We start from the raw sequence: 18,684 nt of genomic DNA on the forward strand, positions 1-18,684 counted from the left end.
GCTTATCGACGCTTTTCTCTGTCCTACCGTGCTGCACGGGGTGTATCTGCAGCGTCTAGGAATCCACGCTCCAACGGCTGACGTCGATCACGTGATCGGCGCGGTGCAGCACAGTGGGATCGTGGGTGATCGCCAGCACCGTAGTTCCCTGCTGCGCCAGCTGGTCGAGCAGATCCACGACTTCCGTGGCGTGCTGTGCGTCGAGGCCGGTGGTGGGCTCATCGACCACCAGAATGGGCCGGCCGGCGGCGAGAGCACGGGCAATGCTGGCGCGCTGGCGCTGCCCGCCCGAGCATGCGGCTGGCTTGTGATCCGCCACCGCGCTCAGCCGCACCGAGGCAAGCAACTCGTCCGCGTACGCCTGCGGATTCGGGTGCCCGCCGCAGACCGCGGCGCGCCGAACCTGATGCCGCAGGCTAAACATAGGATGCAGCGCCTGGGCGGCGTCTTGGGCGGCGTAGGCGCACTCCGCGCGAATCGGGCCGGGTCCGAGAAGCCCCAAGATATAGCGGATGAGCGTAGTTTTCCCGCAGCCGCTCGGGCCGCTCAACACAGTGAAGCTGCCGGCGGGCACGCGGAAGTGGACGTCGTGGAGAAGCAGCTCCCCCTTCGCCGTGTACACCTCCATGCCCTGCACGCTCAGGCCACCATGATCTTGGAACACAGTGCCCTGCCCCGCCTCCCGGCGCGGCGACACCTCAGCGGAACCGCTGCCCGCATGTGGCGGGTGTTCGTGCCGCTCTGCTGTGTCTCCGCAGGGCAGTTTAGCCACGGTTGAGGGCCTGATGATGGTGCGTGTGTCCTGTTCTTCCACCACCACAACCTGATCGCACACTCGCCGCAGAAAGTCCGGGTCGTGGCTGCTGAGAACAATGGCAACCCCGCGGGCTGCCGCATCCTCGAGCACGCGCGCCACCGCATCGACGGCGGCGGAGTCAAGACCAGTCGTGGGCTCGTCCAAGACGAGAATCTCTGGCGCATGGGCCAGGGCACGCACTAGTGCCAAACGAGTGCACTGCCCGCCGGACATGCGCGCCAAGGAATCAAACTTTTCTGGATCGAGGCGCACGCTCCGAGCAACCGCATCCACCGCTTCCCTATCGATCGCGCGCCGAGGCCGGCCGTCTCGAATAATCGACCATTGGGAACGAGCCGTATCCACGGTAGTGGCCGCGTCTTGCTCGACGAGACCGCAATGCTCGCGGCGCCAGCGTCGCCACCACCTACCGCTGTGCTCGCTTGCGTGCGTATCAGTAGGAAAGCGCCTACCGCCCAGCCACACCTGGCCCGTCACCTGCAGGGCGGGTGCGGGACAGGCGGCGAGCAGCGAGAGCAGCGTGGATTTTCCACTGCCAGAAGCACCACTGATCCCCAGGATCTCGCCCGGTTGGACACGCAAGGACTGCACCTCGATGGGCGTAGAGCCCGGATATGCTAGGCGCAGCTGCTCCACCGCGATGCGCGCAGAGGGCGCGGTCTCGTGTGCTGCCGCAGGCCCGTGTTCCGGCGCCGCGGCGGCCGCAGTGTTGGTTCCGCGACGCTGCGGGGTGTGCGCAGAGCGCAGAGTTGGCGGCTGCACGGCATTGACCAGCACATCGAAAAACAAGACGACGACGAGTAGCAGCGCAACGATAGCGCAGGTCGGGGCAATAACCGCTGCTGGATTCAGCATGACCCCAGAGAGATTCTCTCGGATCATGAGCGCCCAATCTGCCGTGGGAGCCGTGGGCCCCAGCCCGAGGATATGAACGCTCACCATCAACTGCATCGCGGCCAGACACCGCACTGCGGCATCGGCAACGATGAGGGGAAACAACGCCGGCACCATCTCCCGGAGAGCAATAGCGGCGGTGCTTTCGCCGCGCACCCGAGCAGATTCGATAAAGCCCGCGGTCGTTAGCGGCGCCGCCGCCGCGCTGAGCTGGCGCATGCCCTGCGGCACCCCGAGTAATAACATGGCCGCTGATACCGCGATCCACGCCGGAAAGATACTCGCCGCCGCAAGCACCACCACCATTGCCGGGATCGCTAACAGAGATGTGGACAGACGGTTGGCCACCCGTCTCCACCGCGGGCGTTGCACAGCGAGAAGGGACAGCACAGTGATGAAGAGGGTGGTCACAGCACCAATCGGCAGCGCCACCAAAAGACGAGCACCGCCTGCCAATAATCGCTGTCCCACGTCACGACCCAAGGCGTCGGCGCCCAGCAGCCCCACCTGTTGGTCATAGGGAAACGACACTGGGTGCACCGTATCGCCGGCCCGCACTGGCCCGTAGAGCACCAGCGCGCACACCAGCGCCATCAGCAGGCTGACTACTACAGCTGCTATCCGGGTTCCTGGCCACCGCCTGCTGCGGCGGGACTCGGCGCCGGCCACGCTGGTGCGTGGCTGCTGCCGCATTCTTTTCCCGCTCATCGCTTCACCCGCCTCTCGAGGGCAACGCTGAGCACATCAGCGCTGGTGTAGACCACGACTGCGATGCAGGACAGCACCAGGGCGATTCCCTGCACCACCGGCATGTCGCGTGCCCCGAGGGCGCTGGCGAGCAGCCCGCCCACACCGGGATAATTCAGTAGCGCTTCCACCACCACACCAGCTCCCAGCAGACCGACGGCACTAATCGCCGCAGTGTGGAGCACCACGGGTGCCATCCGGATTGCCACGCAACGCCAGAGCCGCTGCAGCAACGGCATGCCGCGTCGTTGGGCCGAGACATACAGGGGCAAAGCGAGCAGCTCCTCTGCGGGGCCGCGCAGGATCCGCGCCACCCAGGCAGCAACGGGGATGGCCAGCCCGAGCACTGGGAGCACGAGCTGCTCGGGCGATCCCCACGGTGATTCCCCGAGAGGGATCATGGTCACAGCCGGTAGTAGCCGCCACTTCACCGCGAAAAGCAGGACGAGCAGCACCACCACAATGGCCTCTGGGATCGCAGCGCAGGCCGCGACGAATGCGCTGAGCACAAAAGCGCTCGGGCGACCGCGCAGCACGGCCTGAATCAGTGCCCCACCGATACCGAAGGTCATCGCCAAGATCCACGCGGGCAGCACGACGGCAGATGAGGCACCCAATCGATGGGTGACAGTACTGAACACATCGGTGCCCCCGATCCAACTCGTTCCCAAATCGAGCTGCAGGGCGCTCCACCACCAGCTAGCCAGCCGGTACACCAACGGCTTGTCGAGGTCATAGTGGGTGCGCAGGCGCTCGGCGGCATCCTGGTTCGCCCCAGCGAGCTGGGAGGCGAAGTCTCCAGGAAGCCACGCAGTAATCAGGAACACGATGCTCACAACGACCAGCAAGGTCACAAATGCAGAGCCAACATTGCTCAGCACACGGCTCATCACCGCTGCACCTTTCGGCGCCCTGCTATCGGCGGTGGGTGGGGCTTTTTTCATCGCGGCTCCTGTTTAGCTGACTAGCTGATTAGCGTCGTGCGGAATTAGGCGGTTTCGACCCCATCGAGGGTGTAGCGGGCGGAGCCATCCCGCCAGCCGCTGACTCCATCTGCCATGCAGTCCAAGCCGCTACCGAAGCCCCACACGACCCAGCCGCCTTCTTCTGCCATACGGTGGTGCAGCTTGCCGAGGGCCTCGTTACGCTCCTTGTCGTCCTGGATGCTCATAGCGTCAGCGAAGTCCTTGTCGAACTCTGGGTCCTTAAAGCCCGTCTCGGAGAAAGCAGCGGAGGAGAGCACCGTCTGGCGCACGGTCACCGCAAAAGGAGTGTTGGTGTACATGCCCACAGTGAAGGGCTCCACGGTGTAGGCGGTGGACCAATAGGTGTCAGGGGCGTGCTCTTCGATCGTGACGCGAATGCCCGCCTCTTCCAGTTGCGCTGCGGCAACAGTAGCGGTTGTCATCATCCCGGGGTAGGACTGGGTGCTGTGCAGCGTCAGATCCAGGCCATCCGGGTGTCCCGCCTCGGCCAGCAGCTTCTTGGCCTTCTCCACATCGCGCTTGATGGGGGTGACATCCTTCGGCACCGAGGGATCGTTCTGCTTGATCATGTCATAGCCCACAGATCCATAGCCTAGGAAGACCTGCTCAACGAGCTTCTCTCGGTCCAGCGCGAGCTTGATGGCGTCTCGAACTTCCTTCTTGTCGAAGGGGGCAGTATCAACGCGGAGCAGCAGCGGATAGGTCTCGTAGCCGGGGCGCTGCCGGATGGTGTAGCCGGACTGCTGCTCGAGAGACTTCGCGGCTGCTGGGGCGAGCGAGGAGGCAACCATGACTGCGCCGGTGGATACGGCGTTTGCCATCGCCTGCGGATCGCTGAAGCCGTTGATCTCCACTCGTTGTGCCCGAGCATCGCTACCCCACCAGTGCTCATTGGGGCTCAGGACGGCATTGGTGCCTTCCAGCGCATCCTGCACGAATGGGCCGGAAGCGATCGGCGAATCGAATTCGGTCGTTCCGTCCTTGACCACGAGGATGAAACCCGCCAGCATGCGCGGCAGCTCCGCATCCGGCACGGAGGTCGCCAGCTCGATGGTGTAATCATCGACAATGCGCGAGGCCTTAATGTCCACGGTGCCCAAGCGCACACCGTTTTGTTCCTTCATTTCGTCGATACGGTTCAGGCTGTAGAACACGTCTTTCGCGGTGAGCGGGGAGCCGTCCGCGAATTGGGCGTCCTCGCGAAGATCGAACACCCAGCGGGTGGAGTCCTCGTTCGGGGTCCACTTCGTTGCAAGGCGCGGCACGAGGTTTCCGTCATCGCTGAGGAGCAGCTGATCGTACACGCAGCTGAGGCGGAACCAATCGGACTCGGAGAACAGCGAGCCATGGGGGTCGATGGAGGCTTGGCTGCCTGCAGCAACGGAGGCGAAAGTCAGGGTCGCGTCCGCGGAATCGGCGGCACCGGAGGACGAGGACTGTGCACTGCTGCTGTCGCTGTTATTAGAGCCACAGGCTGCGAGTACGGCACCGGCGATGCTTAATCCGGTGACAGAGAGGAATCGGCGGCGGTTCATTGCCATGTCAGTCTCCTATGAGAGTGGGCTTTCGCGCTCGGGCGAAAGGATAGGTGATGAGAGGGATGGAATGTGCTAGGCACGATCAGCACCCCATCAGGGAGGCTTATCGCCTTCTGCAGCTGCGGCGGCGCGCGAGCACCGCGCTCGTCCCGTTGTATGGGTTCCCGTGGCGTGGGTGCGCACTGCTTGCGAGAGCAGCGTGGCCACTCGGGCTACCTGTGGTTGCCGAAGAATCGAATAGTGGTGTGCCGACACGCCATGTACCTCGAAGGGGCCATCGATCCAGGAATCCCACCCGAGGTGCTCGTCCGTGCAGTCGTCGACGCCCATACCTTCCCCGCTGTTTCGGGGGGAGCGCTGATCCGCCCGCACCAGAAGAACAGCTACTTCTTGGTCCAGCAGGTGCGCATGATGATCATAAAGCGCATGAATATGGCGAGAAAATATGTCGTTTCGCACTTGTAGCGCCTTCGGGGACACGTCTACACCGTGCGCTTCGAGTTTGTCGCACAACGTGTCTACATCGGAGTCGGGGCCGCTATCACCGTCGAGGCCAAGATAGGCTTCGATAGAACGCAGCTGCCGCAACATCATGCGATTATCGCTACACTCTTGACGCTCTTCTTCGCTCAGAGACCGCGCTTCGCCTTGATTGAGAATATCGATAATTCTTTCTGGAGAATTAGAATCCACCATCCACACAAGATCAACCGAATCCCCTTGCTTGCGAAGAGCACACGCGATTTCGTGAGCCAATGTTCCTCCCATTGACCAACCGCCAATCGTGTAGGGGCCATCCGGTGATATTTTTTTGATCAAACTATAATAAAGATCAACCATCTCAGCGATACTCGCGCCGAGAACGTCGTGTCCGGCAATCTGCGGATCCATAATCGCCACGCATGGACGATCCGTCTCTAGGCGTCTCGCTAATTCTAGATAGCACAATGCGTCGCCTCCAGAGGGGTGAATGAAAAATATTGGCCTTCCCTCGCCTCGGGTGAGATGCAGACAACAGTCTCGAACCACACTCGCGATATCAATCTCTTTTACCCGAGCCGGCTCTGCAGACACGTTGTGCGAATCTGCGGCGCTTTCATCGCCGTCGGAGGTTCCTTCTTCCCCCTGCGCAGCGGCAGATATATACGCCTGCGCCAGTCCTTCCCGAGTGGGGTGCGCAAAAAACTCTGGGGCCACTTCTGCCATTGATAGCTGGTGGCTGTCCACGCACTCCAGCGCTGTGGAACACAACCTTTGTATAAGTTGCACGGCCAGCAAGGAATCGCCTCCGGCCCTAAAGAAGTGTTCTTCGCTTGCAATAGGAACGAGCTCGTTCCACAGCTTTTCAATGCACTTCTCTAGCTCAGCGGGGATCTCACGCACGTGTTTCTGCGGTGAGTTATGAGAATTCTCATTCTCCCCTGCCGTGAGATAATCGCTCAGAGCCATGCGCTCTTGAGGGATCTCGACAGTTTTGTGCCATGCGGATTCGCTGCCCAGTTCCAATAAGAGCTCATGTACTCGATCGAGAATCAACGATGGCGCATCCCCAAACCGCTCCGGGAGAGCGGCCATGGACAACACACATTCCCCGTAGAGCTCGAAACAACGCAGTTCAAGCTCCACCTGAGGCGTGCGAACCTGCTGGAAGTACTCCGAGATATCTATCGTTCCCAAAGGGCCAGCATTGGTACTCAAGTCACCGCCCAACGCTGCGTCCATTCCGAGTGTGGACTGGAATACAATTGGCGCCACAGATCGCGCGCGGCCCATGTTCTTCAGCAGCATTCGGCTGATGTCCACTGCGCTTATGAGGTTGTGGGACAAGCACTCACCAGATTGAGCAGCAATTGACCGTGCCACTTCTCGCATCGTCGGCTGCGCGCCAGAGGAATCATTCCTCCCAAGTTCGAGGGACACTAAAGCTGTGCGCGAGAAGGGTCCCATCAGGTTCATCACATCTGGGTGTATGCCGTGTCGATTGTGCTGCAGCGTATTGAGTAGCATCGCACCACGGTGAGTGCGCTCTGCTAAAGCAAGCGCGAAAGCCGTCATTGCTGCCGTGGTAGCAGTAACACCTTCTTTACGTGCCCGTTGGCAGATGCGTGACCACGTCTCTGCAGAAATCCTGCGTTCTAGCATGAGCATCGAACCAGCGCTGTTAGCCACAGTGGCAGAACCATCTGCGGGGTTAAGCACTGGAGGCGCAGGAAGAGTGGGAAGCCGTTCGCTCCACCATTGCCGGTCCGTATCCACGGCATCTTGTTCATACTCCTGCACAGAAAGCGCGTAATCCGCGAAAGTAATGTCGAGTTCAGGTAGCGGCTCTTCACTACACAGTGCCTTCAGGAGTGCCCGGTCAAATAGTGACGCAGACCAGCCATCGAGAACGAGGAGGCTGGAGGAGACGAAGAAGCGACCATGACCGCCAGGCAGAAGTAGTGCCCCGACTATCGCGGTAGCTCCACCGTTTACTGGATTCGGTCCTTGGTGAGTCATAGTGTGGCGGTGCTGCTGCAGGGCTGCCTCGAGTTCTTCCGGCGCAGTCAGCCCACGCATATCGACAACACGCACCTCCACGCATGAATCGATAACGTCTGCCGACGTTGGCCGGAAATATTGGAGTGAGTCTTCATCAATGCTCACACGCAGCATTGGGTGCGCCACAGCCACACGGCGGCAGGCAGAACGCAGGATTCTCGTCACCTCCGCTGGGTCGGTGATCTGCATATTCCACAGCGGAACGTCGGTATAGACGTGCGCGGTCGGATACGACACGTCGAGCGCCTGCGTCTGGCCCACAAAATATGCCTGTTGGAGAGACATCAGCGGGAAACGCTGCTGAGGATCGGCACGCTTGAGCTCGATGCTGGCTTGGCCTTCTGGGTGCTCTGCTGGGGACGGTGCGAGCAGCTGTGCGAGCTTGTCCACTACCTCGCTGACGGTGACATCTGCCCTCATCAGTGGCGCCGGAAGGGTGCACCCCAACTGGGATTTCAGGGTGTTCGCGATACGAACAGCCAAGAGTGAGTCTCCCCCGATATCGAGGAGGGTGGAGTCTCGTTGAATGGACTCAGCAGGCACGCCGACAAGATCGGCCCAAGCCTGACGCACGACCTCTACAAGGTCAGTGGCATCGCCGCTGAGCTGTTCCTCCTCCGCAACCGAGGATGCCTGCTCGTCCGCCGCGGTGTCCTTGGACGAGGAGGATTCGAGCCGGTCCTGATTGTGCTGCTGGCCGTCCTGAGCTTGCTGCGCTGTGATGTCGGTGGTGCCGCCGAGGATCCGAAGATACTTCTCGAAGAAGATTTCTGCTTCATCGATGTCCACGACATCAGCAACATCCCATTGCAGTACAAGCTCACCGCGATGAAAGAATGCCTGGTGATCCAGCCACACCTGCGGAGTTTGGGAGATACCGGTGACATACTCGCCCAGCCAACTGTGGTCATGGTCTTGTTCGAAGTCGACCATGCTGGTGAATACCACCGGAACGCTGACGACGTGTCCGCGCGCACGAGACAGCGCATGAAGCACTTCCACTCCGGACATCGCGCGATGATCCAAGGCATCAAAAAGTTCTCGGTTGGTCGCTCTCAGTCGATCGTCCTGCAACGCTTCTCCAGCATCAGCGTGACTGCGCAGGAGCAGCATGGAGGAGAATTCCCCGACCACCGAGTCGACCTGCTCTGCCCATTCGGCAGGAAGCGCACTCCGGCGATCAAAATGGGTCACCGAGACAGCAATATCTTCTTGCTCTGCATAATCGTGAAGCACGTGGGTATAAGCGCTGAGTAGCAGGCTGGTGAGCGACACTCCCGCTTGCTGAGCACGCTGACGCAGTTCTGCCAGGGCTTGGCCCTGGACACGGCCGCTCAATCGTGTGAAGCGAGGCGCACCATGAGCGGGATGGCGCGCAATAGCAGGTGCGTCAGGGAATCCGTCGAGCTGAGAGTCCCAATAGTCGCGGGCTCGCCGACGCTGTGCGGTCTCCGTCGGTTGGCTGGCGTGGAAACGCTGAATATCCTCAAATGTCAAGGGCAGCGGGTCCAGAGCTACCTCGGGGTGCTCGTAGTAGTGCTGCACACAGGAGTCGACGATGAGCCATGATGCGGAATCCACCATGAGCACATCGACCGCGATCATTACATGATCGCCGGCATCGGTGCGCACAATTTCCACCAACACTGGGAAATCTACGGCGGGATCAGACACTCGGCGCGAAACGCGCTCGCGGGTGCGTTCCACGAGCCTGCGCTGCGTCTCAGCCGAAGTGGCTCGTGCATCATGCACGTCGATCGTGGGAGCTCGGCGATCACGAATGCACTGCTCTCCGCTTTCCACGACGACAGCGCGAAGCATGGGATGGTGTGCCACTGTGGCATCCCATGCCGCCTGATACCGCGCGATATCGAGCTCCTGCGCACGATACTCGAGGTAGAACTGGCACGCCACCCCACCAAGTTCATAGCCATCGCCTCGGCCCACCCAGTAGGCGTGCTGAATACGGGTCAAGGGAAATGGTTCGTGAGCAGTGCCGAGGGTGGAAGCCACAGCTTCCGTGGGGGCTGGGTCCGGAGCATGCGCGTCGCGCTTATCGACGCTATGTTCCCCGTGGTCGAGGTGGTCTGCGAAGGTCCGTACCGTTGGATAATCGAGAAGATCGCGCAGCCGGGCGTGTATGCCGTGCCGCTGTTGCAACAACGAGAGCACTCGGGTCGCGAGGAGCGAGTGCCCGCCCGCGGCGAAGAAATCGGTGTCAAGATTGAGGTCACGTGCACCTAGAACCTCCGCCCACACTTCTGCTACTGCGCGTTGCTGAGTTGTCCATAGTGCAGCTTCTTCTTGCTGCTCCATGCACGCTGGCGTGGTCGATCGACGCGTGACCAACGTGCGGGAACGAGCGTTGAGCTCACCAGTGGATAGCGCGAAGTGTAATCCGGTGTCAGACGTACTTTCTTCCCGCACAACCTTGTCAATGACATTCAAAGCATCATCGATATCGATAGCGTGACGCAAAGAGACTTCCGAGGCAGCGGTGTTTTCCTCTTCACTTCCCAACCGGAAACGATCGAAGTCGATCACCGTCCATCCTCGGGCGGTAGCACAGGTATCAATGAAGGCACTGGCAGCAACATATCCACCTAGCCCGAAACCACCGATAGTTACTGCTGCAGAGGACATCACGAGGACACGTGGGCTGCTGCCGCTGTCTTGAATGGCTGTGGCCAAACACTCCAGACCTGCAATCTTGGCCGACATGACGCGGCTGAGCCCGTCCTCATCCATCTCTTCAAAGGTGAGCAGATCAATCTCCGCCGGAGCGAAAATGCACACGTCGTAATCTTCGTGGGCCAATATCTCCTGCACCTTGGCTTCATCGGTGACATCTGCGGCTTCCCACCGCAGCTCCCCGGCAGCGATCGCCGCGGCCAGCCGAGCTTGATGCCCCTGTGCCGTCGGCGCCGTACGCGAGCACACCGTTACCTCGTGGCCGTGGCCGAGTAGGTGCAGACACACGTTGCTACCGACACGGCCTGTGCCACCAAGCACTAAGACCTGCAGCGCCGGGGCCGACGCTGCAGCGCCGTCGGTGTGCGTGTCCTTGTGCAGCACAGCATCCAACGCTGGATTATCTTCGGCACTAACCCAGCTTCGTTGGAGCAGCACACCACCGCGCTGCGCATAGTGGAATCCACCGCCCGCGCTGCGGTTGAGCATCCTCGCGAGAAGATGTGGGTGTGCCTGGGTTCCCAGCGGTTCCTCGAGATCCACGGTGGCCCAGGCGATCCCGCCATGCTCCTGAGCGAATACTCGAGCGGCCGCTATCGTGGCCGCGCGATGAGCTTCGGGGCTATCTGCGGAAGTGACTGCGGCGCTGGCGTGAGAGACAACGAGCAGCGCTGGACCACTCTGCTGAGACTCTGACGGCTGGCTCCATAGCTTGTGCAGCTCAACGTAGGCCATTAGCTCCGCTCGCACCCGATCGAGTGCGGGCGCAGTCTTCTGCGTGGACAGCAGCGTTGGGAAGAACACCACACCATCGAGGTCGGCCCACGATGCGTGGTCCTGTGCACCATAGTCCACCCACTGCACACTCGGATCGAGTGTGGCAGCCTGGTGGCGAGCCTCAGGGGGCCAATAAGCGAACACGTACGAGCGTTCGGTGTCCCCAGCCTCGGGCGTATCGACCAAGCAGTACTTGGGAATTTGGGCCTGAACCGTGCGCGATCGGCGGCTGGCCTGGGTGCTGCTGTGGCTCGGTTTCACCGTCGGGGTGCGTCGATAAGAAAACCCCATCTCTGCCACTAAGTGGGGAGCAAAGCCCTCGTCTGTGACGAGTTCGGAGGCTGCAGAGTCGCGGCCGGCCGCCCACACATGTCCGCGCACCAGCTGGTGTGGAGTAATACCTGGGTTCTGCTGTGCTGGGGCAAGACTGAGACTCGCCTTGCAGATGGGCCTCCGGGCGACCATTTTCGCAAGCCCCAAACCGGGCCCGATATGGCAGGCGAGTACACCGTCATATCCTTGGCGCTCGAGTGCGTCGATGGCTGTGTCCACCGCCGCATCGAAACGCACCGGCTGGCGCAAATGCTGCACCCAATACTCGGGGTCAATCTTCTCCCCAGCACCGTGGACCTGCGTGTCGAGACAGCTCACCATGGTTCCTTGCCCAGTGGGTGATCCGACAGTGGTGGCTACCTCGCGAAACGCCGCCAGTTCTCCTTCGATGAGCCGAGAATGGCTGGCTGCCGCAATACCGACATTTCGGGTCGTTGCGCCCGCTTCTTCCACAGCGTGTCGAAGCACAGCGATGTCCCGACGCGGCCCACTCAGCACCACGGCATTGGGCGCATTGATTGCAGCAATATCGCAGGCCTGAAACGCTGCACGAACAGAAGCGTCGGTGGCGGAGTCACGACAGAGTTCCTCTAGGGCTGTCGCGCCCAGCCCCACGCTGAGCATCTCTCCTTCTGGTGCGTTCTCCATTGCTTGTGCACGGGCGCACACCAGTGAAACGGCGTCATCAACCGAGAGCGTGCCTGCGATCGTTGCCGCAGCATACTCGCCGGCACTATGACCAAGCATCACGTCCGGCATGATCCCTTCCGCCTGTGCGGCACGGGCAAGCGAGACGCTGTAGGCGTAGAGAGAAGACAAGAGGAGAAGGGGTGCAACAGGCTCATGTTGGGCCTGCTCGGCAGCAACGTCCTCGGTCAAAAATGCGAGACAATCTGTGCCGGTTTTTTCGTGAAAGCGCTGGCACAAGTCATGCAGGTGCGTCCAGAATTCTTGCTCACCGGCATGCCCTAGCTCGGCACGATGCAGCCCCGCTGCAGCTCCCCGCAGTGGCACACCAGCACCGGGGAATACCCACAGTAGGGCGGGGTTATTCCCACTATCGACAACGGTGGGCTCGGCGATGGCATCGTCGTGTGTATCGGATGCACGTGCACGCAGCTGGGAAAGGGAATAGACCGCCCGATAGCGTCGCTGCAATCGATGCACGGCCAGCATCCCAGCGAGTTGATGGCTGCAATCAGGATGAGTAGCGAGAGTGATTCCAACACGCCGCGCCATGTCTCGCACGCTGTCTGCGGTATGCGAACTGAGCAAAAATAGAGGATCTTCCTGCGGTTTCAGAGAAACACTGTCCCGCTCCGCCTCAGTGTTTTGCACCGGCGTGCAGCGCTCATCATATCCGGCGATAACGTGGCAATTCACGCCCCCGATGCCCAGTGCACTTACTCCTGCCCACCGTTGCGCTGCATCCCACGTACGCGGGGAAGAAAGGAGCTTAAGGTTCTGTGTGCGCGCAAGCGATGGGTGTGGCGAATTCGCGGTGTGCGCAGGCGGCTGAATACCAGTAGCCGCGGCCTGAATCGAAGCAATGAGGCTAGCGATGCCCGCTGCACTATCAGTGTGACCAATGTGGGCTTTGATCGAACATAGAGGGAGGTCATCGTCGTGACGTTGCCCGTATGCTTGGGAAAAGGCCGCAATCTCTACGTCGTCGCCTAACACCGTAGCTGTGCCGTGACCGTGCAACAGCCCAATATCTTGTGTTTCAAGACCGGAGACTGCCAAAGCTTCTTCAATGGCGGCGACGTGCCCTTCTACTGATGGGGCGCTAAAGCTGGCTCGGCCATACCTACCATCATTAGATACAGCGGAGCCTGCGATCATTCCCAGCACGGGCTGGTTCGCACGCAGCGCGTCTGTCGTTCGCCGCAATACGATAACGCCCGCGCCTTGGGTGAACACGGTTCCATCGGCGTCACTGCCATAGGAGTGGGTAAAGCCAGACGGCGAGTATGGCCCATCAGGAACAGCGACATAGCCGCCCAGATGCGCCCCCACGTCTTTCAGGCTCACGCCAACGACGATGGCGGTATCACACTCATGCACGTGCAAGCTATTGAAGGCTTGATGAACAGCCACCAAAGACGATGCACACGTTGCGCCGATACTCATCGTTGGACCAGTGAGGTTGTACCGGTACGCAATGCGTAGAGGCAGATAATCCGCAACGTTGCGGGAGTGCAGATCGAGGCTGCGGACAGGATCCGTGCCGCCCCTCGGATCGAAATCATCAGAAAGGTTGTCGTGGAGATATACCGATTCTGCGCAGGAAGAAAAAACACCGGTAACTCCCCACTCTTCTTCCCCTGTAAAACCGGCAAGATCAAGCGCTTCACCAACCAATTCCATCGCCAGCAGCATTTGCGGGTCAGTAGACTGCGCGGCGCTCTCACTCAATCCGAGTGCCTCAACATCGAATGCGTCCATGTGGCTGAGATCGCCGACGACGGGAACAAAATGCGGATGGCGATGTAGTGCGGAGGCACCTGCGTCCTGCGACGGTGTGCGGCGACCATAGCCGAATTCACCGTCTACTTGGAGGCCAAGGAGTTGCGCTGGGGTGTCGGCACCGGGGTACCTGCACGTCATAGATACGACGGCGATAGCGGGGTTAGCCCGAGTCACGAGACTGATTCCTCCTTGATGAGCTCTAGGCTGAATTGGTCCAGCCATTCCAGGGGGTGGTGTTTTTCTGGGTACCGGCTTTTAACGGTGAGACCCGCTGCCGTGGCTGCCTCTACCCATTCCTCACGGTTGAGAAAAATGCGTCCGCTGCTTCCGCGGGCATCCTGAAATTCTTGGCGCGGCCCATTCGGATCTGGCGCCATCAGAAACCTCATCGAGATCTGCAGGGGAAGATGTTCTGTTCCTGTCTCGATGAGATACATGCTCCCTTTCGGCCGCAGTTGTGCGGACAACTCCGAGAGCAGTTGCACAGGCCTCAGTGCGTTATGGGCAACGTTTCCACAGGCGATTACATCGAACCCCGAGCCTGAATGGAGGGAATCCAAAGCCTCACCAGGGGCATCATTGATATCGACGATGCCGAAGTTCATACCGGGACGTCCTGCGTAGCGCAGCTTTGCACGATGCAGGAACCACCGCGAGACGTCGCTAAAGGTGTAGTCCACGTGTGTGTTCCGGAGAGCATCAAGAACTGGGTCAGTGAGCGCGCCTGTACCCGCGCCTATCTCTGCCACGGCGAGCCTGGATGGGCAGCGCGCTGCGCGGGCAGCAAGCTGGGTCGCCACGTTGGTATTGATGGCACTACTGATCGGGTTGTTCTGATACATAGCCGACGCGGCACTGAGTGCATCGTTGTCGAAAAGTATCTGTCGCACGGTGTTTTCTCCCACAATGAGCGACTCGAGTTCGGCATCACAGGTGGAGAAAAATGCGTCAAGATTTTTTTGATTGTCGATGGTGCTCTCGTCCCACCCAGCTTCGGAAAGTAGCTCCTCGCCACGCACGCGGACTTCGGCCCACGAACATGACTGGGGCACGTCACCGGCGTCCTGAGCAAGCAATTCCCTCCATCGTTTCTGCTGGGCGTCGGGGTTCGAGGTAATGCTTTCCCAGCGGCGCAGAATCGGTGTGAGATGCGCCGGTACGTGAGCGTGATCGACATTCCTCAGCACTCGAGATATCGAGTCATATGCGGCCTGCTCTCGGTAGACATGGTGCACTTTTAACGCGTGGACGCGCCCGGCTGTGAGATCAGGGGAGACTGGATCCATACTGGTCATGACCGGCTATCCCCTCCTCGCTCCGCAGAAGACGAGTGCATCGCTTGGAATGTGGAACAGCGCGACAGCAGTTCGCTGTAGGTGCCGGCATCGACGATGCGTCCAGAATCCATGACGACGATGCAGTCGGCTGACACGACTGTGCTCAACCGGTGTGCCGCCATCACAACGGTGGAATCTTGCCGCAGCTGCTCGATGGCCTGCATGATGATCCGCTGCTGGAAGGCGTCGAGCGCGGAGGTGACCTCATCAAGCAACACCACGGGTGCTTGTTTGAGTAGAGCGCGGGCGATGGCCACACGCTGTCTTTCTCCACCCGAGAGCCGCTCGCCGCCTTCGCCCACGACGGTGTCAACGCCATCCTCAAGATGCCGCGCGAGATCCTCTACCCCGCACATGTCCATGACGTGCTCGATCTCTGCAGCGCTAGCGCTGGGTCGAGCAAGGACAATGTTGTCACGAATACTGGTATTGAGCAGGTAGGTGTCCTGAAAAACCACGCTGACGTGAGCGGAAATATCCTCGACGCTCATCCCGCGCACGTCCCGCCCCATAAGGTGCACTGTTCCGGAATCAACATCCCCGAAGCGTGCCAGCAGGGACAGCAGGGTGGTTTTCCCGGATCCTGACGCGCCGACAACCGCAACCAGACCCGGTCCGTCGAAGTCCAGGGTGAGGTCATCGACCCCAGAGGTGGAGCTCGGGTAGTACATGCTCGCGTGTTCCAGCGAGAACGCCGCGGGCTTTCCCGTCTCGGGGTTGATTTTGGGTGGCTGAGCAGCACGCTCAGGGTCCTGCTGTAGTTGTGGGGTAGCGAAGAAATCCAGCAGCCGCTGCACTGCATTCCGGGCCATGCGCAGCGCTGCTGCGAGTTCAGCGACACCGCGTAGAGGTTCGATACACCTCAACAGCAGCAGAATGTTCAGCACAATTGCTATACCGCTCTGCCCACTGTGAACTCCGTGCACAACGGCCACCACCAGGCTCAGCGCAATGGTGAGCTGCACCATGAAGGCGAATACAGTCACGCCTGGCAGGACCAAGCGGATCATGCGTGCGGTGTCGTCGCGAACGCGATCGAGTGCGGTATCGATGCGCTGCCGGCCGAAGCTTTGGGCAGAAGCCAAGCGCAGAGTCGGTTGCAGGCGAGCAAACTCGATCACCGCGCTAGCGGCTAGTTCTTGGGCTTCATGCAAGCGACCGTCGCTGGCGGCCACCATAGCGCGCCCCCATACTGCCGCGCCCCAACAGAAAAGCAAGAGCACCCAGAGGATCCCTCCAAGGAGGAGATCACGCGATGTCAGCAGCACTGCCAAGGAACACGGCACGATCACCGCTGGAATGAGACGCGGGAGAAGATGCGCTGGAATCGACATGGCCTGCATCACGTCCCCCGTGGTCAGAGTCGCGAGATCGCCCCTGCGGTCCGTGCGGAACCAGCCATAAGGAAGCGAGATGAGAGTGCAGCGCACCCGCTCTAAGAGTCCTTCGGCCAAGGAATATCCTGCGCCCCTACTCGCCATGACGCCCAGACTGGAGACGAGCACCCACACCGCAGCGAGCAGAAACGCCGGCCACAGCGGAGCGTCCTCGGTCAGTGCCACGGTGGCCATGACTATTGCCGCGACCTCCACCAGGCTGGCAGCGGCTACCACGCCGATCGCTATCCCGACGCGGCGGCGATCACGAGCGTCAAGAGAGAGCACCAGTCCGCGAAATGTGGACCGTGCTGCGGCATTCGAATGTGTGCTGTGAGTACTCATCTCGGACCTACAATCCCCGCACAAAGCTGGCTGAATACCGAGTCGCGCTGGGCGCGTAAGTCCGCCGGACTACCATGTTCGACAATGCTGCCGCGGTCCATCACCCACACCTGTTGCGCCTGTGTGGCGAAGGTGAGTCGGTGGTCAATCCTGATAATGGTGACTCCTTGTTGGTGGTGTTCTTCCAACCCCTGATCGATGCGTCGCTCGCCGAGCACATCAACTGCAGCGGTAGGTTCGTCGAGAATGAGTACGGGCTTTCGCTGGTAGAGAGCGCGGGCGAGAGTGAGCCTTTGGCGTTCACCGCCACTAAAAGAGGCTTCCCGGCCAAGAATGGTGTGCGTGCCCTCTGGCAGGGCGTATACCCGCTCATCGAGTTGCGCCTGCTGCAGACAGGAATCGATGCCGGCGCTGAGTGCTTCGCGCCCCATGGTGACGTTGTCTGCGATGCTCGCCTGCAAAATTCCTGGGTGTTGGCCTACGAAGGCGACATGCGTACCGATTGCTCCCAGCGGTAGTTGCGTAATGCTCACCGCTCCCGAGGGGGCATGGATGATGATGTCGCCCTCATCGAGGGAATACAGCCCCGTGAGGACCTGCGCGAGTGTTGATTTTCCGCCTCCAGAAGGTCCAACTATGGCCACGCTTTCCCCGCGATGGATGATCCCGCTTACCCGGTTGAGGACGCGATGCCCCTGCCGCGAACAACTCACCTCACGCAGCTCGATGGACTCCCAGTCTTCAGGCCACTGGCTGTGTACGCCGTGAGTCTCATCGCGGGGGCTGTCCGTTGCGCGTTGTCCCAGCGCCGCATCTAAGCGTTGCGCTGCGGCCAGCCCGGCGCTGATGTGTTGTGCGGCATAGGCCAGCGGCAAGATGGGAGCTCCCACCATCGGCGCGAGCAAGGCGGCATAGGCGATCGCCGCAGTGCCGACGTCGAACAGCAGCCCAGCCCCAATGGCGGTCACAAAAGCGGGAACGGGGCTCAGGAAGATCTCCGCCGCCGTCATTTTGCGCCCTACATCCATCGCCCATGCGTGGACGAAACGGCTATAGCGGGTCGCAGCCTTCCTGAATTGATCGGCGGATGCCGTCTGATCATCAACAGTGAAAAAGACTTTCGAGACAGCAACACCTTCCACGGCGGCGACACTTGCACTGTCGAGGGCGGAAACGTGTGCGAAATACTCGTCCATCTTCGCCATCGCGGTTCGTCCGTGATGGAGTTGAATGCCGGCCCCGATCAGAGCTGGAACACAGGCGATAAGTCCAGCTTGCGGGGAGAGAACCGCTAGGGCGATAAGAGCGAATACTGGTGTGAGAATCGAGGCGACTGCGTCGATAAGAGCATGCGCGACGACGTTGTGTAGGGCCCCGACATCATCTGTCAGCATCCGTTTTACTGCCGCTGAGTCTTTTTCAGCGAACTCGTCCATGGGCTGCCGTTGGAGATAATCTGCGATATCCCCGCGCAGCTCACGCTGGAGAAAAGTATCGGCTAGGTGACTCACCGTGGTTGCCGCGCCCAGAAAGATCGCTTGGCCGAGGAAACCGAGGATGGCTCCTATCAACAGGGGCCACGGAAGAGACACAGTCCCGACTTCAGTGACCAGCCATCCAGCCAGTGCCCCGGCGCAGAGCATTCCCGCCACAGCGCTGAACGAGGACAGCGCCTGCAAGACAGAAGCGCACAGGAGACGGCGACGGATTGGGGCCACGATGCGCACAAAAACTCCATAGTCCACGCGCCCTCCAGAGCTGCTCATCGTGAATCTTTTCCCTCCATCACGCTTCATTGGGAAGAACTTTTAACGAAGCCTAGGCAACCTT

Annotated in this window: 7 protein-coding genes; all 7 read right to left on the reverse strand. The window is 60.6% G+C overall.

Annotation, left to right across the window (positions count from 1 at the left end; all coding sequences use genetic code 11):
• Positions 1 to 55 precede the first annotated feature (55 nt).
• Positions 56 to 2,419, reverse strand: a complete 2,364-nt coding sequence (locus tag GBB11_RS02105; RefSeq protein ID WP_151548848.1) for an ATP-binding cassette domain-containing protein — start codon at positions 2,417 to 2,419, stop codon at positions 56 to 58.
• Complete coding sequence (locus GBB11_RS02110) at positions 2,416 to 3,348, reverse strand: ABC transporter permease (RefSeq protein WP_192795857.1); 933 nt, start codon at positions 3,346 to 3,348, stop codon at positions 2,416 to 2,418. The genes GBB11_RS02105 and GBB11_RS02110 overlap by 4 nt, the downstream gene beginning before the upstream one ends.
• Before the next feature lie 98 nt (positions 3,349 to 3,446).
• Positions 3,447 to 4,985 (reverse strand): ABC transporter substrate-binding protein, encoded by a 1,539-nt coding sequence (locus tag GBB11_RS02115; RefSeq protein ID WP_151548850.1) that lies wholly within the window; start codon positions 4,983 to 4,985, stop codon positions 3,447 to 3,449.
• 90 nt (positions 4,986 to 5,075) lie between these two features.
• Entirely contained in the window at positions 5,076 to 13,970 is an 8,895-nt protein-coding gene (locus tag GBB11_RS02120; RefSeq protein ID WP_192796284.1) for a type I polyketide synthase, read from the reverse strand.
• Positions 13,967 to 15,091, reverse strand: a complete 1,125-nt coding sequence (locus tag GBB11_RS02125) for a class I SAM-dependent methyltransferase (RefSeq protein WP_151548852.1) — start codon at positions 15,089 to 15,091, stop codon at positions 13,967 to 13,969. The genes GBB11_RS02120 and GBB11_RS02125 overlap by 4 nt, the downstream gene beginning before the upstream one ends.
• The gene (locus tag GBB11_RS02130) at positions 15,088 to 16,854 is read right to left on the reverse strand and encodes an ABC transporter ATP-binding protein (RefSeq protein ID WP_151548853.1); all 1,767 of its coding nucleotides are present in this window, start codon (positions 16,852 to 16,854) and stop codon (positions 15,088 to 15,090) included. The genes GBB11_RS02125 and GBB11_RS02130 overlap by 4 nt, the downstream gene beginning before the upstream one ends.
• On the reverse strand, positions 16,851 to 18,620 hold the full coding sequence (locus GBB11_RS02135; RefSeq protein ID WP_192796283.1) for an ABC transporter ATP-binding protein: 1,770 nt from the start codon (positions 18,618 to 18,620) through the stop codon (positions 16,851 to 16,853). The genes GBB11_RS02130 and GBB11_RS02135 overlap by 4 nt, the downstream gene beginning before the upstream one ends.
• Positions 18,621 to 18,684 lie beyond the last annotated feature (64 nt).

Source organism: Corynebacterium sp. 74A (assembly GCF_008930665.1).
Lineage (GTDB): Bacteria > Actinomycetota > Actinomycetes > Mycobacteriales > Mycobacteriaceae > Corynebacterium > Corynebacterium megadyptis.

Excerpts from the sequence above, each read along its gene's own strand:
- GBB11_RS02115 (WP_151548850.1), bottom strand. The coding sequence starts at position 4,985 with ATGGCAATGAACCGCCGCCGATTCCTCTCTGTCACCGGATTAAGCATC.
- GBB11_RS02130 (WP_151548853.1), bottom strand. The coding sequence starts at position 16,854 with ATGAGTACTCACAGCACACATTCGAATGCCGCAGCACGGTCCACATTT.
- GBB11_RS02110 (WP_192795857.1), bottom strand. The coding sequence starts at position 3,348 with ATGAGCCGTGTGCTGAGCAATGTTGGCTCTGCATTTGTGACCTTGCTG.
- GBB11_RS02135 (WP_192796283.1), bottom strand. The coding sequence starts at position 18,620 with ATGAGCAGCTCTGGAGGGCGCGTGGACTATGGAGTTTTTGTGCGCATC.
- GBB11_RS02105 (WP_151548848.1), bottom strand. The coding sequence starts at position 2,419 with ATGAGCGGGAAAAGAATGCGGCAGCAGCCACGCACCAGCGTGGCCGGC.
- GBB11_RS02125 (WP_151548852.1), bottom strand. The coding sequence starts at position 15,091 with ATGACCAGTATGGATCCAGTCTCCCCTGATCTCACAGCCGGGCGCGTC.